This is a genomic window from Clostridiales bacterium, from assembly GCA_017569285.1.
GTDB lineage: Bacteria > Bacillota > Clostridia > Christensenellales > Aristaeellaceae > Aristaeella.
This window is the reverse complement of record CP069419.1, coordinates 2,238,899-2,263,474: the sequence shown is the minus strand read 5'-3', so window position 1 is coordinate 2,263,474 and position 24,576 is coordinate 2,238,899. Positions and strand designations below refer to the sequence as shown.

The window sequence follows — 24,576 nt, the reverse complement described above, 5'->3', positions numbered from 1 at the left end:
GATCATTTCCGGTGCGTTTTCGACCATTAACCCTTTCCCTATGGGCAATATGCAATATATTTGCTTATCGTGCAGGGGCCCGCCCCTGCACGATAACTCTTCACTGAAAAAGACCATAAACCGTTTCATCGGCTTTCCGGGCTTTTTCAACTCTAAACTCTAAACTCTTCACCAAAAATCCCGGGAACCCTTTTCACGGTTTCCCGGGACCTGCAATGTGGTTTTTACTTTTCAATCATTTCCATCGCTTCGTCAAATGTCGGCAGCTCGGCCACGCCGTCCCACACATCCTCGTTGTAGTACGCAACGGTGGTTTCCCCGGTCATGTAGTCGTTGTCGAAGGTGGAATTGGTTCCCTCGGGAACGATCACCTCAAATCCCCGCTCAAAAGCGGATTTCACCGTGGCGTCGATGCAGTAGTTCGTCTGCAGGCCGATCACCATCAGGCGCTTGTCTTCCTGCTGCTCCATGTAGGCCTTGAACTCCTTGTTCCCGAAGCAGCTGTTGATGGTCTTCACGAAGACCTTCTCGCCTTCCTTCGGCGCAACCCGCGGATCGATCTCGAAGTCCTCGTCCCCGGCGGAGAAGCCGGAGCCTTCGCCCGCGTCATGCTGCACGAAGATCACTTCCACATGGTTCTTCCGGGCGGCGTCGATCAGCCGGATATTCCGGTCCATGAACGCTTCCGCGTCGTACAGCTCCTCGTCCTCGGTCAGGGCTTTTTGCATATCCACAACCAGTAAAATCATTTCAGCTCACGCGCCTCCTGCAAATGAATGCAGACAATATTGTAAACGAACGACCGCCCGCGGTCAATCATTTCCGGTGCTTTCTGCGGCGGGTATTGCCCGCATGCCGGAAAAATGATATGATAAAAGATGTTCAGAATCGGGAAAACCCAATATCCATATTTGCATCCGGAGGATCATTCATGCAGACACAGCCCTTTGTGAAACTGAAGGATAAAATCCTGGAAAACTGCAGCCGCATCATCGTCGGCAAGGAAGACGTTATCGAGCAGATCGTCGTCTGCCTGGTCGCCTCGGGCCATATCCTGCTGGAGGACGTACCCGGCACCGGCAAAACCATGCTGCTCCGTGCCTTCGCCCGCAGCATCGGCGGGGAATTCCGCCGCATCCAGTTCACCCCGGACCTGATGCCCTCCGACCTTACCGGCATCAACTTCTTCAACCAGAAAAAGAGTGAGTTCGAGTTCCGTCCCGGTCCCCTTTTCGCCCAGGTCATCCTGGCGGATGAGATCAACCGTGCCACGCCCCGCAGCCAGTCGGCGCTGCTGGAAGTGATGGAGGAAAAGCAGATCACCGTGGACGGCACCACCTATCCCATGCAGGAGCCCTACCTGGTCATGGCCAGCCAGAACCCGCTGGAATCCTACGGCACCTTCCCGCTGCCCGAGGCGCAGCTGGACCGCTTCTTCATGCGGCTGAAGCTGGGCTACATGACCCGGGAGCAGGAAATCGGCGTGCTGCGCCGCCCGGATACCCGCACCCTGCTGGAAGGCCTGCAGCCCGTCGTTGAACCCGGCGAGCTGGAAGAATTGCGGAAGAGCTATCCCGAAGTCCGGGTCAGCGATGACATCGCCGCCTATATCATGAACCTCGTGGACGCCACCCGCTCCAGCGAGATGCTGCTCACCGGCATCTCCACCCGCGGCACCCTCGCCCTGTACCGCGCCTGCCAGATCATCGCGGCGCTGCGCGGCCGGGATTATGTGATTCCCGAGGACGTGAAGCTGGAAGCGCTGTGCGTCCTGCCTCACCGGCTCACCCTGGTCAACCAGAGCCACCTGGACAATGTCCAGTACCTGCAGAACCTGCTGGACGAGATTCCCGTCCCCCTCGAACAGCTATGATGGTCGCAGTTGTCCTGCTGCTCACAGTCGTGATCCTGGGCGTCGTCGAAATCATCAGCCGCCGGGACTATTTCCGGAATCTTTATGTCCATTTTGCCATTGATACGGATCTTGCGGAGCCGGGGGAAGTGATTACCCTCCGCTATACCGTCCGCAACACCGGCATCCTCCCCGTCATGTACGGCGGGCTCTCCCTGCGGCTGGATACGGACTTCGCGCCGGAAGAGGACGAGGCATTCATGAAGCGGTACACCGTCACCGATTTCACGGGCGTCCGCATCTCGCATCATTTCTTCCTGCCGCCCAAGCGGCAGTTCTCCGGCCGGGTACGGTTCTCCGTCCGCCGGCGGGGCCTGTATGACCTGGGCCGGTACTACCTGGAATCCGGCGATTTCCTGGGCCTGAGCCCGAAGGTCCGCGCCGGGGATGTTGGCCTCCGGATCATCTGCACCGCGGCATCGTGCGATGTGCCCTCCATCCGGGCCCTGGGAGGCGAGCTGGGCACATTCTCCGTCCGGCGCTTCCTGTATGATGACCCCACCATGGTCCAGGGATACCGCGACTACTCCGGCCGGGAACCCCTGAAGCAGATCTCCTGGAACCAGAGTGCCAAGGTCGGCCGGCTCATCGTGCGCCAGAATGACTACACTGCCGACCACGCTGCCGTGGTTGTCGTCAATATCGACCCGACTTCCCGCCGGCTCATGGAGCAGTGCCTGTCCATGACCTCCACGGTCTGCCGGATGCTGGAGCAGCAGAAGGTCCCCTATGCCATGCAGAGCAACGGCGACCTCTTCTCCCTCACGGAAGGCCTGGGAAGCAGTCACCTGTTCTTTATCCAGCGGCGAATCGGCCTGTCCGGCCTGACGGGCTACACCCGTTTTTCCAATGCGGTGGATGCCTGCCTGCGCATGAAGAAGCCCAGCCGGACCTATATCGTCATCACCCCGACCCTGGATGAAAGCACGCAGGCGGCCATTCACCGCCTCGCGGGCCACATCGACCGAAAACCTGTTGTTCTCTGTGCGGAAGAAGACATCGCGTGATTCAAGGGAGGTTTTTCCATGAAGCTGACATTTGTCTTCCGGATTGCGGCGGAAATCTGTTTCTATTTCTCCGTCCTGCACGCGGCAACGCTCGCAAATGCGTTCACCCTGCCCATGGCGCTGTTCGCGGCTGCCTGCCTGCTGCTGGGCCTGGTCATCGTCCGGATCAGTAACCCGGTCATCCGGGGCGTCCTGGCGCTCCTGCCGGGCCTTTGTTTCCTCCTCGCGCCGTTCACGTGGCTGCTGATCCTCCCGGTATTTGCCTGGATCTACTATATCATCGTCATGGTCCTGGGGCATTACGCCATCCCGCTGGAGGAATACCGCAAGGCCTTCATCTTTATGCTGTCCATCAGCCTGTTCTTTGTCGCGGCCAACATCGCCAACTCCACGCTCATGCGCAACCAGGTCATCTCCGCGGAGAGCCTGGTCTATGCTCTCGTTTTCCTGATCCTGGGCATCTTCGTCATGCGCAGGCTGCGGATGGGCGCGCAGATGGATATGCGCTGGCAGGTGCGGAACGTCCTGTCCGTGGTCGGCATCCCGCTGCTGGCCATCGGCGCCTCCCTGGCAGTCTTCCTGCTCCTGCGCTTCAGCACATACGCGCTGGGCGCGATACTCGCCCCGGTCGGCCGTTTCTTCATCTGGCTGTTCCACCAGCTGTTCCCCACCGGGAATTCGCCCATTGACGAAATGACGCTGGAAGAAGCCATGCAGCCTTTCTCCGTTGCCCAGCCCGTAGCCCTGGAAGAGTCCGGCTCGGTTAGCGAAGAGATGCGCGCCATCGAGATTTCCAACTTTAATGAACTGCTTATCGAGCGCGCCGCCGCAATCGGCGGCTGGATCCTGCTGGTCATCCTGCTGGTCATCGTCCTCCTGCTGATCTGGCACCACGCGCGGAAGAACGAGGCCAAAGCGGACGAAGAGCTGATGTATGAGGAATACGAAAGCGCCCCGGTCAAAGGCCGGAAGCGCCGGAAGAATCGCCTGCCGCTCCTGGCCGGCAGCGCGCGCCAGCTTCGCCGCATCTACAAGACCTATCTGGAATACCGGCGGGACAAGGGCGTCGCCGTCTACCCCTCCGACACCTCCGCGGAAGTGCTGGAGAAGGACCTGCAGATGGCCGAAAGCAAAGACGCGGCTCGTCTCCGCGAGCTTTATCTTGCCGCCCGCTACGGCAACCCCTCCGCGGTCACCCGCGAGCAGGTCCAGGAGGCCCAGGCCTGCCTGGAACGGATTGTCGGCTGATCATCTGAACCACGAAAAAAGTCCGGTGCGGATATGCACCGGGCTTTTTCATATTCCAATAGAAAGGTTACAGGATAATCGCGGCCGCCAGCAGCACGGCGCAGAACAGCGCCGCCGCCAGGTCAATCCCGTGGAACGGATACCGCTTCCAGGCGCATTCCCGGGTCCGCAGGCGGAATCCGCGCACCTCCGCCGCCGCGGCGGTCTGATCCGTCTTCCGGATGGAGGAAACCAGCAGCGGTACGCACAGCGGCAGCATCATCGAGAATTTCTTCAGGCCCTTTGCCTTGTCAAAGGCCACACCCCGGGATGTCTGCGCTTCCATGATCCCGCTCATTTCCTCCAGGAACAGGGGCACAAACCGGATCGCGGTGGAAAGGGTAAACGCGTACTGGTACGGCACATGCAGCACCTGCACCAGGGCGTTGGTCAGGTCGGTAATCCTTGTTACCGCCAGCACCAGCGCCAGCGGCATGCACACCACCACCAGGCGGATTACCACCCGCGCGGCGGTCAGCAGGCCTTCATCCGTAATAATCCAGAAAACCGGCGTGCCGCCCCGCACCAGCAGGATCTGCAGCACAAACAGGAAGAGGGCAATCTTCAGCAGCCCGCGGAAAATGGTCCAGGTCTTCCAGGCCACGCCGGCCACGATGCCGATCAGCAGGTCAATCACCAGCAGCGCCGCCAGGAAAATCAGATTGCCGGAAAGGAACGCTGCGATGCAGATCACGATGGCCAGCAGCAGTTTCGTCACCGGGTTCAGCCGGTGGATCACGGAGTTTCCCGGCACGTACTGGAACAGGTTATTCATGCCGTTTCCCTCCTTCCGCGCGGCGGGCGAGAACCGCTTCCGCCATGGCTTCCGGGCTGTCGGCCTGTTCAAATCCGTCCCCCAGCCGCTGCGCCAGGCCGATCATCTGCGGCGGCAGGATGGAGGCTTCCTCCATCAGTTCGTCCTTCCGGAAAATCTCCGCCACCGGGCCGTCCGCCAGCAGCTGTCCGTGCGCCATCACCAGCGCGCGGCTGGCATAGTCCAGCACAACTTCCATGTCATGGCACACCATGATCACCGTTACCTGCTGTTCCTCATTCATCCGGCGGATCCGGTCCATGATATGGCAGCATTCCCGGTAATCCATGCCGGTGGTCGGCTCATCCAGGATCAGGATTTCCGGTTCCACCGCCAGGATGGAGGCCAGCGCCACGCGCTGCCGCTGTCCGCGGCTGAGGGAGAAAGGTTCTTCCTCCCCGGTGAAGCCGAAGTCCTCCAGCACTTTGTCGCAGCGGGCATTCAGCTGTTCCTCGCTCTCATCGTCCCGCACCGTCCGCAGGCCGAACATAATCTCTTCCCGCACCGTGTTTTTGCAGATCTGCCGGTCCGGGTTCTGGAACAGGAATCCCACATGCCGCGCCCGTTCGCTCACGGAGGTCGCGGCCGTATCCGCGCCCTGGATCAGCACCCGGCCCTTGGTCGGCCGGAGCAGTCCGTCGATCAGGCGGACCGTGGTGGTTTTCCCGGTGCCGTTGGCGCCGAGGAGCGCCACAAACTCGCCCTTTTCAATATGGAAGCTCAGGTCCTTCACCGTGGCGGCCTGGTCGGAATAGGCAAAGCTGACGTTCTCCACCTGAATCATGGGATCAGCCTCCTTACCATATCCTCCGCCTCATCCAGGTTGACGCAGACGGGCTGTTCCTCGCCGGTCTTCTCCTTCAGGAGGCGGCTCAGGGTGGTCACCCGCGGGCAGTTGACGCCGGCGGCTTCCAGTTCATCCGAGTGGGCCAGTACTTCGCGGGTCTCCCCCTGCCGGAGGACCTTCCCGTCGGAAAGCACGGCCAGCTGCTTCGCGAATTCGCCCAGCAGCATAATCTTCTGTTCGATCACGATCACGGTGATCCCCTGTTCCTCGTTCAGTTCCTTCAGCAGGGAGAACACCTGCCGGCTGCTGCGGGGATCCAGTTCACCCGTGGGTTCATCCAGTACCAGGACGCGGGGCTTCAGGACAATGATGGAGGCGATGGCCACCTTCTGCCGCTGTCCGCCGGACAGTGATCCGATGGTCCGGTCCCGCAGGTCCGCGATGCCGACCCGCTCCAGCGCCTCTTCCATCCGCGCGGGGATTTCCTCCCGCGGCACGCCGAAGTTCTCCAGCCCGTAGAGGATTTCATCCTCCACCATGGGGGAGATGATCTGGCTTTCCACGTCCTGGAATACCATGCCCACCTGCCGGGAGATATCCGACAGGGAGGTTTCCACCGTGTCCAGCCCGTTCACCGACACCCGGCCGTAGTAGTCCCCGGTATAGTGATGGGGAATCATGCCGCTCACGGCCCGGGCCAGCGTGGTTTTCCCCGCGCCGGCCGGACCGATCACCCCCAGGAATCCGCCTTCCGGAACCGTCAGGCAGACATCCTGCAGGGCAGGCTTTTTCTCCCCCTTATAGGTAAAGGAAAAATCCTGAATCGTAATCATGGAAAACAAGCTCCTTCCGGTATCGGCTGCCTCAGCGGTTCAGAACCTTCCGCAGGGGCAGGTAAAGCAGCTGCACCAGCACCGCGCCGATGGCCGCCGTGCCCAGCACGATCGGGATATAGGCCACCAGGCTCGAAGTGGCCGCGCCCATGAACAGCAGCAGGCAGAGCACGAAGCTTCCGCCGGAAACCACTGTGGAAACGAAGGTGGACAGCAGCGGGTTCAGGTCCAGCTTGCCAAATTTGAACGGCACCTTCATCATGAAGAACATGGTGACCGCGCCCAGCAGCTCGCTGATGAAATTCAGCCACGGGGTTCCGGGCAGGAACTGGCAGATCGCGCCGGCAAGGATGCCGATAATCGCGCATCCGGGAAGCTTCGGCCGTACCAGCAGGATGGCCAGGCAATAGGAAGCAATGATGAAGTTCGGCTTCATGCCGAAGAAGTTGATCACGCTGCCGACAAACAGCTTCAGCACAGTTCCGGCGGCCAGCAGCACCGCCACGATGATCAGGTCCTGAACGGAAAAGCCTTTGGTTTCTTCTTTGGTGAGTACACGTTTTTCTGCCATGGGGAATCCTTCCTTTCTTTCGCCTCTGTGGGCTGTCCATAAATTTCCGTTGGTGCCGGATGCCGTCCCGGTCGGTGAAAGAGAGGAGGCGGATAAAAACAAAATCCGTCCTTGTCAAAGGACGGATGTGATCATCCATGGTGCCACCTTTTTTGAACCGGAAAACCGGTTCATCTCTCACGAACGTGCCAACACACGCTCTGCCTTTAACGCAGGCATACGGTCCGGATACTCCGGGTTACCCCGTTTCCCCTTTCCCTCAGCGAACCATTTGCCGGTGAACCTTCCGCGGGTTTTCAGCTGCCCCCGCTCTCTGTGGGCGTCCCTTCCGGTTTGACTTTCGCCTCTAAGGTTTCAATATGTTGGATGAAAGATACCATGGCTCCATGATTCTGTCAATATGCCCGATTGTATTTCCATTGTACTGTTGTTTCCCATCACGCAGCAGCATTTTCACTCTCTGCTTTCAAATACTCAATGCACCAATCTTACAGCTTCCGGTCCTTCTACATTACTTGCTGATATGTCATAATAAGATGCAGACCAGACTGACCTGATCCCGGTGCATAGAGCACCGGGAAGAATAACACATCACTTACTCGCATTCCGGGATTTCCCATACTCCATGACGGACAAAATACATGGTTCGCTCACACAATTTCTCCGGCTTTTTCCCGGGTTCACCAAACTGAAGAGTATTAGCCGCACAATTTCTGCAAACCGTTTCATAAGCGCAACCATCGCATTCAGGAATCCGTGGCCAGTTTTCCGCCCGTCTGTTCAGGTTTGTCCATGCTGTTGCGAAACCATCCCGCAAGGGATACTCCATAATCATATCCAATCGGTTGCATGGAATCATCTCGCCTTTCCAGTTCATTATAAAACCAGATCGCCCACCGCCACACTGCAGCCCACATTCCGCACACTCATGAAATGGTCCGCCCGGTTCAGGCAAACTGCCTTCATAATGATCGTCCAGTTTCTTTCCCTTCAATTCAGCTTGCAACCGATAAAGTCTCACATACAGATCAATATCCGCTTCAGCACCTGTGCCGGTGCGCCCGGTCTCCTGATGCGGTGTAAACAGCATTGAGTTGATCAGCACCTCATGTTCGGTACCATAAGCAAACCGAAGTGTTTCAAGCGCATCCTCGCCCAGGTAACTGCATGGTGTCATGGATAAAACAACAGGCAAATCTGCTTCTTCCACCCGCCGGATATTCTCGGCCACCATGCTGAACGCCCGCCGGCCAGTAACCTTTTCATACGCATCGTTGTTACTGCCGTAAAGTGTGATTTGTACGGACGCTGGTGGATGCTTTTTGAAGAAACTGATCCTGTTATCATCCAGCAACAATCCGTTTGTCATTACATTAACTTCGCATCCCAAACTATGCAGATATAAGTAGATCTCATCAAACCACGGATATGTCAGACATTCGCCTCCAGTAAGTGTCGCTTGAAACATTCCGCTTTTCCACGCCTCAAGAATCAGTTCCTTCCATTGCCCTGCCGTTAGCACCGAGCGACCGTTCATCTGCTCAGGAAGCAAATGGACATAACACATCTTGCAGTTAAAATTACAAAACGGTGTCAATTCAAACTGTCCGTGGATGGGTATTCCTCTCTTGCGGGCCTTTGATTCAAGGTATTCCGAAAACCCTGAAAAACCCGGCCTCTTTTCCTTCTCTTGCCGCAGCATCATTTCCAAGTATGCCTGTCCATTGATCGGGTCATTCATATGTTCCCTCCGCAAGTCTTATCTTCTCGGCCGAATCTCTCAGTCCATCCCAATCATTTACCAATCTATGGTTTATATGTAGAACGAATCTTATGGTTATTTTGATTATACAACATTTCTCCGATAAAAAAACCGGAAGTCTGGTTTCCCAGACCCCGGTAATCCATTCCAGAAATTTTCCCTTAATTGCAGCCCGAATTTCTTCCACTACTGAAACTTCTTTGGTTGCGATGATAAGGTACACCATCACATCCGCCACCCCGTCCTCTACCTCTGCCAACATCGCCGTTGCCATCAGATGCAGCAACTACGTTTTCCCTATAGTCGAATTCCATCTTTTCGGCAAAAGGCTTTTCATACTTTCTCTTCAAAACTGTCCCCTCCTTAAGAGTCTTTGTAATCTCATCTCAATCGCTGAATGCCGGCTCATATTGCTGGTCTGTTCAGTAGTAACAATCCGTGTATCTGCTCCTTTTGCAAATTCCGGAGATACTTCTACGCTGATATAATATCAACTTTTTTTGTACAAGTAAATACGTACATTGTTGTTCTTGGTCACTTTTGGGCATTTTTAGTCAATTTCTCTGATGGACATCAGATGGACAACACGCCTGGAACGGCGCAGTTTCAACGCGAAAAGGCCGCCACGAATCTGATGGACATCTCGAATAAAAATCCTTTTTCTATCAATATTTTCATGTTTTTTGGTTTTGCCAAATATTTAATTTGTTCAATTTGTTCTTTCGGGGAGAATTGTATACAGAATATGTTTGCAATCTGAATGCCGTATGTTGCTCCCGCGCACACATCCCGGAAAATGCCGGAATCAGAACACGCCGTTTGTTGGACATGGCGTTTTGTCCCCCAAACGGCGTTGTGTGAGCAAGTTATTCAGTTCATTCCGGCAGTGTCCGGAGGTAATCCAGGCTCCGCTTCAGGCAGGCGAAAGGAGATTCCCCATTGCAGTCATCCTGCTCCACCAGGGCATACTCGGTGATTCCGTTATTCCGCAGGGTTTCCAGGATCACCGGGAAGTCCAGGTTCCCGGAGCCGACTGCTTCCATGCGGACCGTAAATCCCTTAACCCCGTAGTCCTTCAGGTGGACGCAGTGCAGCCGCTCCGCATGCTCCTTCAGCCACTGATTCACGTCCACACCCCCGTACTGCAGCCAGTAGGTATCCGCAGTCAGGCCCATCAGGTCCGCCGGCATCATGGCCAGCAGCCGGTCCATCATCGTGTCCCCTTCCGGCAGGCGTTCAAACTCAAAGCAGTGGTTGTGGTACATCAGCTTCATCCCGGCCGCTTTGAACTTTTCGGCGGCGGGCAGGAAGTCCTCCGCAAAGTACGGCAGGAAGTCCGGGTTGCGGTACCGCTCCGGCAGGGAGCCGATGCCGATATACCGGCAGCCGAACAGCCGGTGCTTCTCGATGGTTTCTTCCGGGCGTCCGTGCACCTCCGCCTCCGGCGTATGGGTCAGCACAATTTTCAGGCCGTTATCGTCGCAGATAGTTTTGATCCGTTCCGGGGCGATGGGGCCGATCGCGGAAAGCTGCACGCAGGAATAGCCCATCCCGGCCACCTTTTCCAGGGACCGGGCCAGGTCCTTCTCATTCTGGCAGTATGTCTTCAGGGTATACAGCTGGGCGCCGATTTCCATGCTCTGATGCTCCTTTCCTGATTACAGTTCAGTATTCACCGACAGCCGCTCGTCCAGGCAGTTTCCGCCGGCATATACCCGGTACTCCCCGGACTCAATGATCTTCTTTCCTTCGGATTCCATGTAGATCTCCAGGTCGCACGGGTTCACCGTGAAGCAGGCTTCCCGGCTTTCACCCGGCTGCAGGTCCTTCAGCCGCTCAAACCCGATGAGTCGGCGGATCGGATGCACCGTCCCGGAGGGCGACACCCGCTGGATATACAGCTGGGCCACCTCATCACCGGGCACGCCGCCGGTGTTTGTCACGGTCACGGATGCCTTCAGTCCATCGCCGCACTTTTCCACCCGCAGGCCGCTGTAGTCAAACTTCGTGTAGCTCAAACCGTATCCGAACGGGTACAGCACCGGCTTGTCGAAGTACCGGTAGGTCCGGGGATGATTGATCAGGTCATAGTCCTCCAGCGGAGGCAGGTCATCGTCACTCTGATACCAGGTCATCGGGAGGCGTCCGGCAGGGTTCGCCTCGCCGAAGATCGCGTCCGCCAGGCCGTTACCCATGTCCTGGGAACCGGTCGCGTTCGTGAGAATGGCAGGCACATGCGCCTGCATCCAGTTGATGGCGTACGGGTAGTTGGTGATCAGCACCACCGCCACATTCGGATTCACCGCGCACACTTCCTCCAGCAGCTTCTGCTGCAGGGGGATCATCTCAATACTGCTGCGGTCGATCTCTTCCTTCGCGTTCATCATCGGGTTGCAGCCCAGCGCCACGATGACCTTCTTCGCCTTCTTCGCGATTTCCTTCGCGCGCTCGATTCCGCTGGAAACGATCTCCACCGTCAGCGTTGCGGCTTCCTTTTCGGATCCCGCCCAGGCTTCCACGACGTTGCCGCCTTCCTTGGTGTTGCTTTCGGGCTTTTTGCGGACCAGGGGATTCGTGGTCAGCTTTCCGTCCTCAATGTACACGTTCCGGTTGCCGAAGCAGTAGATTTTGATGCCGCATTCCTCGTCGTTCCAGTACCGGGTCAGCTCCACGCAATTCGCGTTCCGCGGCGTGTCCGTGCTGCGGACAGCATCCGCCGTACCGATCGTGAAGTTCTCCATCAGGGTAAAGGTGAACGGCTCATCGGAGGAAAGGGTGATCTTCCCGAGGGCATCCACCCGGGCGTACTTCCGGTATGCGGGGGCATACAGGAAATTGCTGCCCCAGCCCCAGTTGCGCTGTTCAAAGACAATCGCATCCTCCGCCTTGTCCACCAGCACCAGCTCCGCCGGCTCCGGCTTGTTGTAGCTCCAGTAAGCCTGTGCGGGATGGCTTCCGCCGATGTATTTGTCGCCGTATTTCAGCCGGAACATGTTCAGTCCGCTGTCATACGGGATCTCGCGGTGCATCCGCTTTTCCAGGCCGGCCTTCAGTGTTACCTTGTAGATCGGCTTTCCGGCATACCAGTCCATATACCAGTTGTTGCCGACGTCGCCGATCAGGGCGATGTCGTCGTCCCGGTGGAAAGGCAGGAAGCCGTTTTCGTTCTTCAGCAAAACGTTGGATTCCCGGCTCATCTGCAGGGATATCCGCTTCGCCTCGTCCGTTCCCACGTCCGCCATGTCCAGCTCCGCGTACGGATCCTCCGGGTCAAAGGCGCCCTGGCGGATCAGCTCCGTCACCGTGCAGAGGATCGCCTTGTCCAGCTCCGCTTCCGTAACCAGGCCGCGCTCATACGCTTCCTTGGCCGCCTTCTGCACCTCAAAGGGATTGTCCAGCATCGCGTCCACGCCGGCCCGGACCGCTTCCGCCAGGGTTTCCGCGTGGGTCTCGTAATAATGGTGGAAGTTCACCGTCTGCAGGAAGTCGCCGCCGTCCGTCATGGCATACTTTATGCCCCACCGGTCCTTCAGGATATCCTGTACCTCGTGGTTCAGCATGGCCGGCAGGTGGTTGATCTCATTGTAGGAGGTCATCACGCCTTCCGCGTGGCCTTCCTGCGCGCAGTAGCGGAACGGTTCCAGCTCGTAGTCGTACTTCACCTTGTCGGAGATGTCGAAGCTGTCGTAGGCGCGCCGGTATTCCTGGTTGTTGGCGTAGAAATGCTTGAGTACCGCACCGGTCCGGATGCGGCTGCCCCGCTCCCCGGGCGCCACCGGTGTCCCGTCATAGTTGTGCTCGTCCTGCATGCCCCGGATATACGCGGAAGCCATTTTGCCGGTAAGATACGGATCCTCGCCGTAGCCTTCCTCGTTCCGGCCCCACCGCGGATCGCGGCACATATCGACTGTAGGCGCCAGGCGGCAGTGCCCGCCCTTGCTGACCGCGTTCGCGAATGCCCGGGATTCTTTTCCGGTAACGTCGCCAGCCTTGAAAATCAGCTCTTTGTCAAAGGACGCCGCCATACCGATCGGCTGGGTTAAGGACGTGGTCGGGGTCGGCGGGTGCATTTCCCCCTGCCCGGCCCTGGCCTGCACGCCGTGCGCGCCTTCCCCGCCGCAGGTGGAAACGGCCAGGCCCAGGCGCTCGTTGCGGATGCGCAGGCCGAACCAGGCAAACTTTTCCTCAATGGTCAGTTGGGAAACCAGGTATTCCGCCCGTTCCCGGTCCGTCAGGCGGGGATCATACAGGGGTGTGTTGCGGTCCATACAGTCATTCCTCCGATACGGATATGATCCAGCAGGCCGGCCTTTATCTCCCTTCCGGCCTTCCTGCCGCTGTTTCTGTTTTCTCTCCGGGTTCATTTTATAACTTAAAGCTCACTTGAGGTCAATACCCCGGCGCCGCCGGGATACAAAAAACCGGGTGCCCTGTCGGGTACCCGGTCCGGTTCCGTTGGATCATTTATGCTTCCGCGGTTTTCTTCCCAGCCGCCTTCCGCCACAGCAGGACGCCGCCCCGGCAGGAAAGGCCGGGGCGGCGCTGTCGTCTTTCCGTCTGTTTTATCCCTTGTAATCCAGGCACAGCATGGTCAGGTCGTCAAACTGCTCGGCATCCTGCACAAATGCGTCCACGCTCTTCCGCACGTTCACCAGCACGTCCCGGGCGCTGCCGTCCGCGCCGGTGTCCAGTGCGGTGACCATCCGGTCCGTTCCAAACAGCTCCTGTTCCGCGTTGGTGGCCTCCGGCACACCGTCGGTGTATAGGAACAGCTTGTCGCCCGGATTCAGCTGGATTTCATATTCCTTGTAGCGGATGCCCTCCATACCGCCGACCACGAAACCGTGCTTGTCCTTCAGCAGCTCAAAGCCCGCGCCGGCCCGGCGGATGGCCGGATACTCGTGTCCGGCGTTCGCTGCTGTGATCTTCCCGGTGCTGATCTCCAGGATGCCCATCCACACGGTCACAAACATCTGCATCTTGTTGTTGGAGCAGATCGTCTCATTGGCGGAAACCAGGATTTCCGCGGGGGACTTGCCCAGCATGGCGTTGTTCTTCAGGATGGTTTTGGAAACCATCATAAACAGCGCTGCGGGGATGCCCTTGCCGCTCACGTCCGCCATCACCATGGCCAGGTGGTCATGGTCGATCAGGAAGAAGTCGTAGAAGTCGCCGCCCACTTCCTTGGCAGGGTCCATCGCGGCATACAGGTCAAACTCGCTCCGTTCCGGATAGGGCGGGAAGATGCCGGGGAGCATTCCCTTCTGGATCTCCCGTGCCACATGCAGTTCGGTTCCGATCCGTTCCTTTTCCGCCGTCACCGTAGTAACCTGGTCAATGTAATCCATGGTTTTCGCGGAAAGGTCCGCAAAGGACTTTGCGAGAACCTCCACCTCATCCCCGGTCCGGTACTCGTCTTCCATCCGGAACTGCAGGTTGTCCCCGCCGATCTCGGAAATCCGCTTCGTAATTGTGTTCAGTGGTTTGACGATCTTCCGGCCGGCCAGCAGGGCGCCGCCCACCAGTGCGGCCAGCAGCAGGCCCAGGATAATCCACATCAGCGTCTGGCCCTGGGTGGTCTTGGTGCGGTATTCCTCGGCGGCTTCCGCCTGGATGCCGTTATAGGTTTCCCGGATCGTCCGCACGGGTTGCCCGGCCACTTCCTCGCTGAAGGCGGTGATCATCGCCCAGCCGGGGGTTTTCATCGGCACGCCGATCATGTAGTAGGTTCCGTTATCCAGGCTGACCATCCGTACGTCGGTCTTGCTCTGCAGCGCATCCTTCACCAGAGATGCCAGCCCGGAATTGTCCGATTCGCGCAGGTCGCTGGCTTCCACGGATTTCAGCACCGGGAATACGTCCTGGTTGTCCGGAGCCACCACCACATGGCCGTTTTGGTTCACGATCAGGAGAATGCCGGCGCTGTCTGAGGATGCGGCCGCCTTGGCCTGCATGTCCGTCAGGAAGATGTCCGCGCCGGCAACACCCAGCAGCTTTCCGTCCGCGCCGTATACCGGCAGCGCGCATGTAACGCACTTTTTCCAGGTCCGCCGGTCAATCTCCACATCGGAGAAGACGAGCTTCCCCTCCTGCGCTGCCTGCTTATACCAGTACCGTTCAGTGGCATTGTAGGTTTCATAGCTGCCGTCATCCAGGATCCACTCATCCGGCACGTCATCAACCATCAGCGTGGCGCCCTCCGCCAGGGAGAACCAGATGTTGTCCCCGCCGTAAGCCTTGCAGAGGGAAATCATCATGTCGCCCATATTGGCGATGATGCCCACCCGGTCTTCCAGGGCTGCCTCGTCCACGCCTTCGGCAAACAGAACCTTGGCAAACAGCTCCCCGTTCTTCGACGGATCCGGCCGGTTCCAGGGCGCGCGCGGGGACCCATCCGCGTTTTCCAGCAGCTTCTGCGCATAATCGCCCACCATCCGGACCCGGGCAGCCACATCCCGGAACATCTCGTCCGCCAGCTGGGCTTCCTTGTCCGTGATGCTGTCCATGTTCTGGGTGATCACGGTATCGATCACCCCGGCCGTGGTCCCGCTCATGGCGGCCAGCTGCCGCTCGTTCGTTTCCCCGCTCAGGTCCACCAGCAGCTTGTTCTGGGTCTGCGTCACGGCCAGGAATACCCCGGCCAGCAGCAGCATCGCCGCAATAATCAGCAGGACGATCTTGCTCTCAATCCCGCCGATCACCAGTTTCCGGAATTTTCTCAACGATGTCACCTCGCCTTCCCGGCGCCGCCGGCCGGGGAACAATATCCGTTTGCGGAAAGGAGCCGTTTCCCCTTTCCGGATTCCGGACATTTTGATTGGTTTTTTATCAGTATAGCATGGATTTCCACAGATGACAAACGATTTGTTTGATAGTATATATACATCTCTGTCAGGACGCGCAAAACCGAATTTGTGTTTGTGTTTTGGGCTTTCCGTGCGTATAATGGAAGCCGGCGATCGCATTGATAGAAAACGGATCAGCTGGATCACAGATAAACGCCCGAAAAGGAGTAACCCGATGGCCTGGGATTATGCGGAGAACATCTTCCAGCTGCTGGCAGACCTGCTGGGGCTGCTGATGTGCCTTTTCTTCTATATCACTCATAAACGCCGCGAATGGATCTACGGCCTCCTCTTTTTCCTGTGCGGCCTGCTGAGCACCTATTACTGGACCACCCACCTGGTCATCATGGACACCTGGCCGACCGGCTTTACCCTGATGACCTATTCCGGCTGGGACCTGGCCTACCTGTTCCTGTTCCTCCTGCTCCGGTATACGCAGACCCCGGAGGAACGGAAGTTCATCCATCCCCTGATGCTGTTTCCGCTGGCCCTGGATGCCGCCATTCTGGCGGTAATCCTCTTCTCCCCCTCCGGGGAAAGCGAGCTGGGGCAGCTGTTCTCCTCCCGGACCGGCTATTTCCTCAACCATATCTGGCTGGTCATCATCGTCACCCTCACGGGCACGGTCAGCGTGCAGGGCCTGTGCTGGTACCGGAAGCACCGGGCCGACGGCGCGGATAAACCCTGGATTGCCCTGGGCGGCTTTGTCACGGCGCTGATGTCTTTTGCCATGTGGATCACCGCCGGTGTGGACCAGCCGTCCACCTTCCTGTATTATCCCTTCTCCTTCCTGTGCAGCCTGTCCTACCTGTTCCTGGTATACTGCATCCGCAGATCCGTCGGGCCCGCGGAGAAGGAAGAGCTCACCGCAGACGACCGGCGCTTCCAGAATACCCTGAAGGCGGCCAGCCTGGGGGTCGTGCTGCTCCTCTCTGGCGGCGGCGTCCTGCTGGGTGCGTGGATCCGCGATAAAATCGTCCTGCACATCGATCCCGCTTCCGCCTCCGGCATCTATGACATCATCCCGATTGTGCTGTTTATCATCTCCCTGGTGCTGATCATCTTTATCATCACCATGATCTTTGTGGTCTATTCCAGCCAGCGCGCCGCTGAAAACAGCCGCCTGCGGGAGGCCCGGCTGGTCGCCGAGCGTTCCAGCGCGGCCAAGAGCGAATTCCTGGCGGCGATGAGCCATGAAATCCGCACCCCGATCAACGCGGTGCTGGGCATGAACGAGATCGTCCTGCGCGAAAGCCGGCAGGCCCATGAAGCCCTTCCGGACAGCAGCGACGAGATCCGCGGGCTGTTCGGCGATATCTGCGGCTATGCCGGAATCATCAACTCCGCCGGCAAAAACCTGCTGTCCATCATCAACGATATCCTGGATATTTCCCGGATCGAGTCCGGCAAAATGGAAATCCGGGAGGAAAACTACACGCTCAGCTCCCTGCTGAACGATGTCTGCAACCTGGTCAGCGTCCGCGCGATGGCCCGGAACCTGTCCTTCCGCGTGAATGTGGACCGGCGCCTCCCGGACAGCCTGTACGGGGATGCAGTCCGCGTCCGGCAGGTGATGCTGAACGTCCTGGTCAACGCCGTGAAATATACGGAGCAGGGCTCCGTGACCCTGTCCGTCTACGCGGACGGCAAATCGTCCTTTGAGAAGGACCAGGTGATGAACCTGGTCATCTCCGTGCAGGATACCGGCATCGGCATCCGCCGGGAGGATATGGGCAAGCTGTTTGCCAAGTTTGAGCGCATCGACCCGGACGATTCCGGCAGCGCGTCGGAAGGCTCCGGCCTGGGCCTCGCGATCACGAAAAACCTGCTGGATATGATGGGCGGTTCCATCCGGGTGGAAAGCCGCTACGGGGAAGGCTCCGTGTTCACCGTCACCGTTCCCCAGAAAGTGGTCTCCCCGGAGCCGGTCGGCAATTTCCAGGAGCGGTTCGCGCAGAGTGCTGAAAACATGGACGTCCCGCAGGAGCTCTTCCGTGCGCCGTCGGCGCGGATCCTGGTCGTGGATGACACCCGCATGAACCTGAGCGTGGTGAAAGGCCTGCTGAAGCGGACCGACATGCAGATTGACACAGCCCTCGGCGGGGAAGCTGCCCTGGAACAAACGCTTTCCATCCCCTACGACCTGATCCTCCTGGACCAGCGCATGCCCGGAATGGACGGAATCGAAACCCTGCACCGCATCCGCCTGCAGGAGGGCGGCGCCAACCTGCGGACCCCGGTCATCTGCCTGACCGCCGACGCTGTGGCCGGCGCGAAAAAGCGCTACCTGGCCGAGGGCTTCACGGATTACCTCAGCAAGCCCATCGATATCCAGGCGTTCCGGCGCAAACTGCTCACCTACCTCCCTCGGCAGAAGGTCACCCGCCTTTCCGAGCTGGATGAACAGCTCCGCATGCCGGATGCCCTCCTGTCCCCCGAAAAGGATCCCGGCCTTGCGAAGCTCCGCGCGGAGGATATTGATATCGCCCAGGGCCTGGGATACTGCCAGCAGGACGTGAACCTGTACCGCACCATGCTTGCGGAGTTCGCCGGCGAGGCACCCGGAAAGATCTTGCAGCTGGAGAAGAGCTTCACCACCGGCGCGTGGAAGGACTACGCGCTGCTGGTCCATTCGCTCAAGGGCACGGCCGGCACCATCGGCGCCGTGCGCCTGTCACTGGCGGCTGCTGCCATGGAAACCGCCGCCCGGGAGGGGGATACCGCTGCGCTGCAGGACGGCCATGCACCGCTGATCGCCCTCTGGCGGCAGATCGGGGAAGCCGTCCGCGCCTTCCGCGAAGATGCGGATTCCGCCCTGCCGGATTACAGCGGGGTCATCGAATTCCTGCCGGTGGAAGAATAAGAGCGCACGCAAAATGGACTGCCGCTGTGGCAGTCCATTTCCTGTATTGCCGGTTCCCGGCCGGATTATTCTTCCGGCAGGATGATCGCGCAGATGATGTACAGCGGAACACCGATGCCCCATCCGAGGATCATCAGCGCCCATACCAGGCGGACGATCGTGGAATCAATCCCCAGGGATTCCGCCAGGCCGCCGCATACGCCGGCCAGCTTTTTGTCACTTGCGCTTTTGTGCAGCTTTCCGCTGAACTTCGCGCTGCTCTTTCCGGTGAAATACTGATAAAGGAAATATCCGATTGCCGCTCCTGCCGCGATTGTCATAAAAGTACCCATCTCCATTCTCTCTCCTCTCGTGCCGCTCTCTCCGGCGGCAAACGTATCTTAGCATATTCCCGCGTCCTGATCTTTTGGGAACGGTGAAAACAACATGAGAATTGGATTAGAATTCCCATAAAGTTCTCTTGACTTTAGCGTGATAAAGTGATATTGTAACAAAGAAGACGGACGAGGAAGCTGTCCGTTATGATTTTTTCAACACAGGAGGACGTTTATTATGAAGAAGATCATTGCCCTGCTGCTGTGCCTGGTGCTGGCCGCTGTTTCCGTTGCCGTGTTCGCCGAGGGCGAAAGCGACAAGGATTATGTCGTCGGAAAAGGCAAGCTGATTGTCGGTATCACCGATTTCGAGCCCATGGACTACAAGGATGAAAACGGCGAGTGGATCGGCTTCGATGCCGACCTGGCCCGCGCCTTTGCCGAATACCTCGGCGTGGAAATCGAGTTCCAGGAAATCGACTGGGACAACAAGGTCCTTGAGCTGAACGGCAAGAGCATCGACTGCGTGTGGAACGGCATGACCCTGACGGACGAAGTGCTCGCCGCCATGGCCTGCAGCCAGCCCTACATGAACAACGCGCAGGTGGTTGTCCTGCCCATGAGCCGGATTCCGGAATTCGCCACCATCGAAGACCTGTCCAAGCTGGTCTTCGCTGTGGAAGCCGGCAGCGCCGGTGAAGCCGAAATCAGCGCCCTGGGCTACCAGGCCAACGCCGTGCAGAACCAGGCCGCCGCGCTGATGGAAGTCAAGGCCGGCACCTCCGATGCCGCCGTCATCGACGCCCTGATGGCCGCCGCCATGATCGGCGAAGGCACCAGCTATGAAGACCTGGGCTACACCCTGCCCCTGAACTCCGAAGTGTACGGCGTCGGTTTCCGCACCGGCTCCGACCTGGCCGCTGAGCTGGACGCCTTCCTGGCGGCCGCCGCGGAAGAAGGCGTGCTGCAGCAGCTGGCCGAAGCCTACGGCGTACAGGCTGCCCTGATCGCGGAATAATCCCCCTGATTCCTTTCCGGCAGGCGGAAGCTCCGCCTGCCGGCTATTTTGTTTGAAATATCCGGAGGTTCCCATGAACTTTGGCCAACAGTTCCCGATTGTATTCGCGTCCCTGAACACGGGCTTCCTGCAGACGCTGCGCCTGTTCGTGGTCACGCTGGCTGGCGCGCTCCCGCTGGGAATGCTGCTGGCGGTCGCGGAGATGTCGCGCTTCAAGCCGCTGCGGGCAGTCGTTAAAACGCTGGTATGGATTATCCGCGGATCCCCGCTGATGATCCAGCTGCTGATCATCTTCTACTTCCCCGGCCTCGTGTTCAAAACGCCGCTGTGGCCCAGCGGGGAAAGCGGCCGTTTCGCCGCGGCCGGCGTCGCCTTCATCATCAACTATGCCTGCTATTTCTGCGAGATCTTCCGCGGCGGCATCCAGGGGATCCCCGCCGGGCAGGAGGAAGCCGGCCTGGTGCTGGGCATGAAGCCGGTCCAGATCTTCTTCCGGGTCAAGCTGCTGCAGGTGGTCAAGGCGATCATGCCGCCCATCTCCAATGAGATTATCACCCTGATCAAGGATACGTCCCTGGCCCGGATCATCGCCCTGCAGGAGGTCATCTGGGCAGGCCAGTCCTTCCTGAAGGGCAGCCAGGGAATCTCCGGCGTCATCTGGCCGCTGTTCTTCACCGGCGTCTATTACCTGGTCTTCACCGGCATCCTCACGCTGGTGTTCGGCCGCATTGAGAAAAAGCTCGGATATTTCTGCTGAGAAAGGAGGTACGGTCCCATGGCGATCCTGGAAGTACAGAACATCCGCAAATCCTTCGGTTCCACGCTCGTGCTGGACGATATCTCCTTCTCCATGGAGAAAGGATCCGTCCTGTCCCTGATCGGTTCCTCCGGCAGCGGCAAAACCACCCTGCTGCGCTGCCTCAATTTCCTGGAGACGCCGGATGCCGGCGTCATCAGGGTCAACGGCGAAACGCTGCTGGACACCTCCGTCCCCGCCGCTGAGCGGCAGCGGAGCATCCGCCTCAAGCGGCTGCACTTCGGCCTGGTGTTCCAGTCCTTCAACCTCTTTCCCCAGTACACCGCGCTGGAAAATGTGATGCTGGCGGAAAAACTGCTGGCCAAAGAGCAGCCGGACTGGAAGCAGAACAAATCCGCCCGCGTAAAGGAAATCCGGGAGCACGCCGAAAGCCTGCTCGCGGACATGGGCCTGCAGGATCGGATGGGAAATTATCCCTTCCAGCTGTCCGGCGGCCAGTGCCAGCGCGTCGCGATTGCCCGCGCCCTGGCGCTCAATCCGGATATCCTCTGCTTTGACGAGCCCACCTCCGCGCTGGACCCGGAGCTGACCGGCGAGGTCCTCCGCGTCATCCGCGGCCTCGCCGCCCGGAATACCACGATGATCATCGTCACCCACGAGATGGCCTTCGCCCGGGATGTGGCGGACCACGTCATCTTCATGGACGGCGGAAAGATCTGCGAGGAAGGCGATCCCAAAGAGGTCTTCGCCAACCCGCAGCAGGAGCGGACGCGCCAGTTCCTCTCCCGCTACAGCCAGTAAACGGGTATGCAAAAGACGGCCGGATTTCCGGTCGTCTTTTTTTCGTGTCATCCGTCTTTTCAGCTCGGCAGCACAATCCGCTGCAGGTCCGCAAAGCCGCCCAGGTGGTAGGTCGCCCGGGTGTCTTCCTTTGCGTCGCCCATGGCTGCGCAGTCAAACCCGCCTTCCACGGCTGCCTCCACGCCGGAGTGCGCGTCCTCCACCACCAGACATTCCGCCGGCTGCAGGCCGATCATCTGCGCCGCCTTCAGGAACACCTCCGGGTCCGGCTTGGACCGGGTGATGTTGTTCCCGTCCGATACCGCGTCGAAGAATTCCTCCAGGCCGATCCGGTCCAGGATATACGGCGTGTTCTTGCTGGAGGAGCCGATCGCCATCCGCATGCCGGATTTCCGGATCATGAACAGCGTTTTCCGCACTTCCTTCTCCAGGTCCAGGGGGGACATCTGCCCCAGCATCTGCCGGTACAGGTCGTTCTTCTCCTCCGCCATTTCCTGCTTCGCGCGGTCGCTGTAAATATCCCACCGGTCGCCCAGCAGGATATCCAGGCTCGCCATCCGGCTCACGCCGCGCAGCAGGTTGTTCCGCTCCCGGTCAAAGCTGATTCCCAGCTTGTCCGCCAGGGCTTTCCAGGCCCGGTAATGGTATTCATCCGTGGAGCAGATCACTCCGTCCAGGTCAAAAATGATTCCCTTGTACTTCATACTGCCTTATTCCCCGTAAATACAGATTTCCGCCACCTGTGCGCCCTTCGCGTGGGCGGGAGCCGCCGTGTTGGATGTAATGATGACCCGGACGTGGGAAGCCTGCACCGCCTCAAAATCGATGCGGATCCGGTTGCCGGTCTCCGCGTCGAAGGTATACGCCGCTGCCGGGGAAACCTCCGTGAAGTTTTCCCCGTCCGTGCTCACCAGCACCGCGATCTCCTGGGTCCGCGGCTCCCAGATGGAGGCGGGGTTCAGGCAGAACGCCGCGGTGGAAACCGTGAAGGTTCCCTGCAGGTCCACCGTCATTTCCGCCGGGAAGCCCTTGCTTTCCCAGTAGGTAGTCGTTTTCCCGTCGTTCAGGTTGGAGGAAACATACACGTCGTTGTGGGCGCTGGCCTGGATTGGCTTGCCTTCCGCGATGTTTTCCGTTTCCGGCAGCCGGATAAAGTTGTCCGATGGGTCCGGGAAGCACGGGGGCCGTTCCGCCTTTTCCTGCTCCGGCGCCTTCACAATGGTGACTACCGTGTCCTCATCGGCTTCCGCGCACGCGAATGCCGGAAGCGCCGCAATCAGCACGGCCGCCAGGATGATCATCCAGGATTTCATTTTCATATTCCGGCTCCTTTCTCAGCGGACGGTAATTCCGTCGCAGAAGTCGTTCACGTCGATCTTCATCTCGTCCAGATCTGTCATGGGCTTTCCGAGGATGGTCACGTTCTGCAGCGTCACATTGGTGATCATGTGGCCTTCATCCTGCCCGGCGATCCGGGAACGCGGAACCTTGCCGTTGGCCGTGTTCACCACGGTCAGCCCGTCGATGAGCACGTTGTCGATCGTGCCGAATTCGTCGCGCACCGTGGTCCAGGAGGACTTTGCCAGCGACATCTCAATCAGTTCCTTGTTGTTGCCGTTGTCGCCCTGCATGAAGGCGTTCTCCACCATGATGTTCCGGTAGGTGATGTCGTGCACGAAACAGTCGTCGCTGTTGTGGATGCTGATCACCGGCTTGTGGAAGTTGTACAGCACGGTAATGTCCTCAAACAGCACCTCGCTGATTTCCGGGTCCAGCGTGTATCCCTTGTCCGTTTCATAGCCGATTTCCATGCTCTGGGCCAGGTCGGTCCAGATCTGGCAGTTCCGGAAGGTGATGCCCTTTGTGGAGCCGGAGTAGTTCTTGAGCACCAGGCTGTCGTCCCATGTCCGGGCGAAGCAGTCCGTCACGGTGTGGTTCGTGCAGCTCTGGAAGGTGAATCCGTCGCCGTTCTGCCGGCCGGAGATCACCTTCACGTTACGGATCTCCACGTTTTTGCTGGAATAGGAGTTCACGTTCCAGCAGTTGGAATTCGCCACAATGATGCCTTCCACGCTCAGGTCCTTGGAATGGTCCAGGTTGATCGGCACCCGGGCATAGGAGCCGGGCTGGTTCCAGGCCGGATAGTCGCTGCCGTCCAGGATGCCGCGCCCGCAGATCCGCACGTTCTTCGCGTTGGTCACCGATACGATGGAATGCAGCACCGCGCCGCCGGAGATGTACAGCGTTTCATTGTCCTTCAGCGCGATGGCGTCCATCACCCACTCGCCGGGGCCGATGTAATATACGCCGGGATCATCTGGATTCGGTACGTTCTCCTCCGGCGGATTCGCGAACAGGTGCAGCGCCTTGTTCACATTGTCGTTGAACACCACCGTGTACTGCCCCGGTTCGGAAATCTCAAAGCGGACGATACCGCCTTCCACCTCCGGCACAATCCCCGCGGCGGTGGGCAGCACCGCGGCGCTTTCCACCGGATGCCCCAGGCCGGGCATTTCGATTTCCACCCGGACCTTCCCGCTGAAGTCGAAATAGGTCATCGGGGTATCGGAAGGAATGGTGTTGGCGTTCCAGATATGCTCATGGTTCACCATCACATCATATACAAAGAGCTCATACCCGTTCACACGGACGGAGGCGGTCTTCGAGCTTTCCATGGTTTTCGGCCCCTCGTAGATCGTCAGCGTGTTCTTCGGCTGCCCTTCAGCTCCGGCCGCGAAGGCCGCCGCCAGGCACAGCAGCGCCGCCAGCACGGCAGCCAGGATTCCCTTTCCCTTCATATTATGACTTTTCTCCTTTCATTTATTGGAGTTTAACGTTCAACTTTTTCAAGCTCATTATACACTTTTTTCCTTTCTTTGCAAGACGCGATTTTTGAAAAATAGAAAAATTGGTAAATTTTCACAAATTTTTACAAATGGCTATTGACAGTGTTTTTTCTGTCTGCTATAATCGAGCCAACGAAAGGGTTTAGCGTTAAACCTGAT

21 protein-coding genes are annotated in these 24,576 nt (G+C 58.6%); 7 read left to right on the top strand and 14 right to left on the bottom strand.

The window, feature by feature from the left end:
- Positions 1 to 224 precede the first annotated feature (224 nt).
- The gene (locus tag JNO48_09785; protein QTE67490.1) at positions 225 to 749 is read right to left on the bottom strand and encodes a cysteine hydrolase; all 525 of its coding nucleotides are present in this window, start codon (positions 747 to 749) and stop codon (positions 225 to 227) included.
- Between the two features lie 182 nt (positions 750 to 931).
- Between JNO48_09785 and JNO48_09780 the strand changes: the two genes are divergently transcribed.
- From JNO48_09780 to JNO48_09770, 3 genes are read left to right on the top strand one after another with little or no spacing between them, the layout of a single operon-like run.
- On the top strand, positions 932 to 1,873 hold the full coding sequence (locus JNO48_09780) for a MoxR family ATPase (protein ID QTE67489.1): 942 nt from the start codon (positions 932 to 934) through the stop codon (positions 1,871 to 1,873).
- Positions 1,870 to 2,919 carry a DUF58 domain-containing protein gene (locus JNO48_09775; protein ID QTE67488.1) on the top strand — a complete coding sequence of 350 codons (1,050 nt, stop codon included), beginning with the start codon at positions 1,870 to 1,872 and terminating at the stop codon, positions 2,917 to 2,919. Before JNO48_09780 ends, JNO48_09775 begins: the two co-directional genes overlap by 4 nt.
- A gap of 18 nt (positions 2,920 to 2,937) precedes the next feature.
- Positions 2,938 to 4,167, top strand: a complete 1,230-nt coding sequence (locus JNO48_09770) for a DUF4129 domain-containing protein (protein ID QTE67487.1) — start codon at positions 2,938 to 2,940, stop codon at positions 4,165 to 4,167.
- Positions 4,168 to 4,234: 67 nt separating this feature from the next.
- On the opposite strand, the gene JNO48_09765 is transcribed toward JNO48_09770, so the two are convergent.
- The 9 genes from JNO48_09765 to JNO48_09725 form a co-directional block, all read right to left on the bottom strand.
- Positions 4,235 to 4,981 carry an energy-coupling factor transporter transmembrane protein EcfT gene (locus JNO48_09765; GenBank protein QTE67486.1) on the bottom strand — a complete coding sequence of 249 codons (747 nt, stop codon included), beginning with the start codon at positions 4,979 to 4,981 and terminating at the stop codon, positions 4,235 to 4,237.
- Positions 4,974 to 5,804 (bottom strand): energy-coupling factor ABC transporter ATP-binding protein, encoded by an 831-nt coding sequence (locus JNO48_09760; protein QTE67485.1) that lies wholly within the window; start codon positions 5,802 to 5,804, stop codon positions 4,974 to 4,976. Before JNO48_09760 ends, JNO48_09765 begins: the two co-directional genes overlap by 8 nt.
- On the bottom strand, positions 5,801 to 6,640 hold the full coding sequence (locus JNO48_09755; protein ID QTE67484.1) for an ATP-binding cassette domain-containing protein: 840 nt from the start codon (positions 6,638 to 6,640) through the stop codon (positions 5,801 to 5,803). Before JNO48_09755 ends, JNO48_09760 begins: the two co-directional genes overlap by 4 nt.
- 31 nt (positions 6,641 to 6,671) lie before the next feature.
- Positions 6,672 to 7,211, bottom strand: coding sequence for a hypothetical protein (locus tag JNO48_09750; protein QTE67483.1), 540 nt, complete (start codon positions 7,209 to 7,211; stop codon positions 6,672 to 6,674).
- Positions 7,212 to 7,806: 595 nt separating this feature from the next.
- Complete coding sequence (locus tag JNO48_09745) at positions 7,807 to 8,952, bottom strand: radical SAM protein (GenBank protein QTE67482.1); 1,146 nt, start codon at positions 8,950 to 8,952, stop codon at positions 7,807 to 7,809.
- On the bottom strand, positions 8,945 to 9,259 hold the full coding sequence (locus tag JNO48_09740) for a hypothetical protein (GenBank protein ID QTE67481.1): 315 nt from the start codon (positions 9,257 to 9,259) through the stop codon (positions 8,945 to 8,947). The genes JNO48_09745 and JNO48_09740 overlap by 8 nt, the downstream gene beginning before the upstream one ends.
- Positions 9,260 to 9,848: 589 nt before the next feature.
- Positions 9,849 to 10,610, bottom strand: a complete 762-nt coding sequence (locus JNO48_09735) for a sugar phosphate isomerase/epimerase (GenBank protein ID QTE67480.1) — start codon at positions 10,608 to 10,610, stop codon at positions 9,849 to 9,851.
- 21 nt (positions 10,611 to 10,631) lie between these two features.
- Positions 10,632 to 13,241 (bottom strand): glycoside hydrolase family 3 C-terminal domain-containing protein, encoded by a 2,610-nt coding sequence (locus JNO48_09730; protein QTE67479.1) that lies wholly within the window; start codon positions 13,239 to 13,241, stop codon positions 10,632 to 10,634.
- A 294-nt stretch (positions 13,242 to 13,535) separates the two neighbouring features.
- Positions 13,536 to 15,704: a SpoIIE family protein phosphatase gene (locus tag JNO48_09725; protein QTE67478.1), complete on the bottom strand. Its 2,169-nt coding sequence runs from the start codon at positions 15,702 to 15,704 to the stop codon at positions 13,536 to 13,538.
- Between the two features lie 289 nt (positions 15,705 to 15,993).
- Between JNO48_09725 and JNO48_09720 the strand changes: the two genes are divergently transcribed.
- A complete protein-coding gene (locus tag JNO48_09720; GenBank protein ID QTE67477.1) occupies positions 15,994 to 18,681 on the top strand; it encodes a response regulator in 2,688 nt (895 codons plus the stop codon).
- A 65-nt stretch (positions 18,682 to 18,746) separates the two neighbouring features.
- Here JNO48_09720 and JNO48_09715 read toward each other — a convergent pair whose 3' ends face one another.
- Positions 18,747 to 19,001 carry a PspC domain-containing protein gene (locus JNO48_09715; GenBank protein QTE69737.1) on the bottom strand — a complete coding sequence of 85 codons (255 nt, stop codon included), beginning with the start codon at positions 18,999 to 19,001 and terminating at the stop codon, positions 18,747 to 18,749.
- A 232-nt stretch (positions 19,002 to 19,233) separates the two neighbouring features.
- Here JNO48_09715 and JNO48_09710 point away from each other — a divergent pair, with 232 nt between their 5' ends.
- The 3 genes from JNO48_09710 to JNO48_09700 all read left to right on the top strand — a co-directional run bounded on the left by JNO48_09710 (position 19,234) and on the right by JNO48_09700 (position 21,571).
- Complete coding sequence (locus tag JNO48_09710; protein ID QTE67476.1) at positions 19,234 to 20,013, top strand: transporter substrate-binding domain-containing protein; 780 nt, start codon at positions 19,234 to 19,236, stop codon at positions 20,011 to 20,013.
- Between the two features lie 73 nt (positions 20,014 to 20,086).
- Positions 20,087 to 20,770, top strand: a complete 684-nt coding sequence (locus tag JNO48_09705) for an amino acid ABC transporter permease (GenBank protein ID QTE67475.1) — start codon at positions 20,087 to 20,089, stop codon at positions 20,768 to 20,770.
- Between the two features lie 24 nt (positions 20,771 to 20,794).
- Positions 20,795 to 21,571, top strand: a complete 777-nt coding sequence (locus tag JNO48_09700; GenBank protein QTE69736.1) for an amino acid ABC transporter ATP-binding protein — start codon at positions 20,795 to 20,797, stop codon at positions 21,569 to 21,571.
- A gap of 59 nt (positions 21,572 to 21,630) precedes the next feature.
- On the opposite strand, the gene pgmB is transcribed toward JNO48_09700, so the two are convergent.
- The 3 genes from pgmB to JNO48_09685 are packed head-to-tail and all read right to left on the bottom strand — an operon-like array spanning position 21,631 to position 24,369.
- Entirely contained in the window at positions 21,631 to 22,275 is a 645-nt protein-coding gene (pgmB, locus tag JNO48_09695) for a beta-phosphoglucomutase (GenBank protein ID QTE67474.1), read from the bottom strand.
- A gap of 6 nt (positions 22,276 to 22,281) precedes the next feature.
- Positions 22,282 to 22,890, bottom strand: a complete 609-nt coding sequence (locus tag JNO48_09690; protein ID QTE67473.1) for a discoidin domain-containing protein — start codon at positions 22,888 to 22,890, stop codon at positions 22,282 to 22,284.
- Between the two features lie 15 nt (positions 22,891 to 22,905).
- Positions 22,906 to 24,369: a hypothetical protein gene (locus JNO48_09685; protein ID QTE67472.1), complete on the bottom strand. Its 1,464-nt coding sequence runs from the start codon at positions 24,367 to 24,369 to the stop codon at positions 22,906 to 22,908.
- Between the last annotated feature and the right edge of the window lie 207 nt (positions 24,370 to 24,576).

What these genes read in the sequence shown, in the direction of transcription:
- JNO48_09785 (QTE67490.1), bottom strand. Translation starts at nt 749, where the DNA reads ATGATTTTACTGGTTGTGGATATGCAAAAAGCCCTGACCGAGGACGAG.
- JNO48_09780 (QTE67489.1), top strand. Translation starts at nt 932, where the DNA reads ATGCAGACACAGCCCTTTGTGAAACTGAAGGATAAAATCCTGGAAAAC.
- JNO48_09775 (QTE67488.1), top strand. Translation starts at nt 1,870, where the DNA reads ATGATGGTCGCAGTTGTCCTGCTGCTCACAGTCGTGATCCTGGGCGTC.
- JNO48_09770 (QTE67487.1), top strand. Translation starts at nt 2,938, where the DNA reads ATGAAGCTGACATTTGTCTTCCGGATTGCGGCGGAAATCTGTTTCTAT.
- JNO48_09765 (QTE67486.1), bottom strand. Translation starts at nt 4,981, where the DNA reads ATGAATAACCTGTTCCAGTACGTGCCGGGAAACTCCGTGATCCACCGG.
- JNO48_09760 (QTE67485.1), bottom strand. Translation starts at nt 5,804, where the DNA reads ATGATTCAGGTGGAGAACGTCAGCTTTGCCTATTCCGACCAGGCCGCC.
- JNO48_09755 (QTE67484.1), bottom strand. Translation starts at nt 6,640, where the DNA reads ATGATTACGATTCAGGATTTTTCCTTTACCTATAAGGGGGAGAAAAAG.
- JNO48_09750 (QTE67483.1), bottom strand. Translation starts at nt 7,211, where the DNA reads ATGGCAGAAAAACGTGTACTCACCAAAGAAGAAACCAAAGGCTTTTCC.
- JNO48_09745 (QTE67482.1), bottom strand. Translation starts at nt 8,952, where the DNA reads ATGAATGACCCGATCAATGGACAGGCATACTTGGAAATGATGCTGCGG.
- JNO48_09735 (QTE67480.1), bottom strand. Translation starts at nt 10,610, where the DNA reads ATGGAAATCGGCGCCCAGCTGTATACCCTGAAGACATACTGCCAGAAT.
- JNO48_09730 (QTE67479.1), bottom strand. Translation starts at nt 13,241, where the DNA reads ATGGACCGCAACACACCCCTGTATGATCCCCGCCTGACGGACCGGGAA.
- JNO48_09720 (QTE67477.1), top strand. Translation starts at nt 15,994, where the DNA reads ATGGCCTGGGATTATGCGGAGAACATCTTCCAGCTGCTGGCAGACCTG.
- JNO48_09715 (QTE69737.1), bottom strand. Translation starts at nt 19,001, where the DNA reads ATGACAATCGCGGCAGGAGCGGCAATCGGATATTTCCTTTATCAGTAT.
- JNO48_09710 (QTE67476.1), top strand. Translation starts at nt 19,234, where the DNA reads ATGAAGAAGATCATTGCCCTGCTGCTGTGCCTGGTGCTGGCCGCTGTT.
- JNO48_09705 (QTE67475.1), top strand. Translation starts at nt 20,087, where the DNA reads ATGAACTTTGGCCAACAGTTCCCGATTGTATTCGCGTCCCTGAACACG.
- pgmB (QTE67474.1), bottom strand. Translation starts at nt 22,275, where the DNA reads ATGAAGTACAAGGGAATCATTTTTGACCTGGACGGAGTGATCTGCTCC.
- JNO48_09690 (QTE67473.1), bottom strand. Translation starts at nt 22,890, where the DNA reads ATGAAAATGAAATCCTGGATGATCATCCTGGCGGCCGTGCTGATTGCG.
- JNO48_09685 (QTE67472.1), bottom strand. Translation starts at nt 24,369, where the DNA reads ATGAAGGGAAAGGGAATCCTGGCTGCCGTGCTGGCGGCGCTGCTGTGC.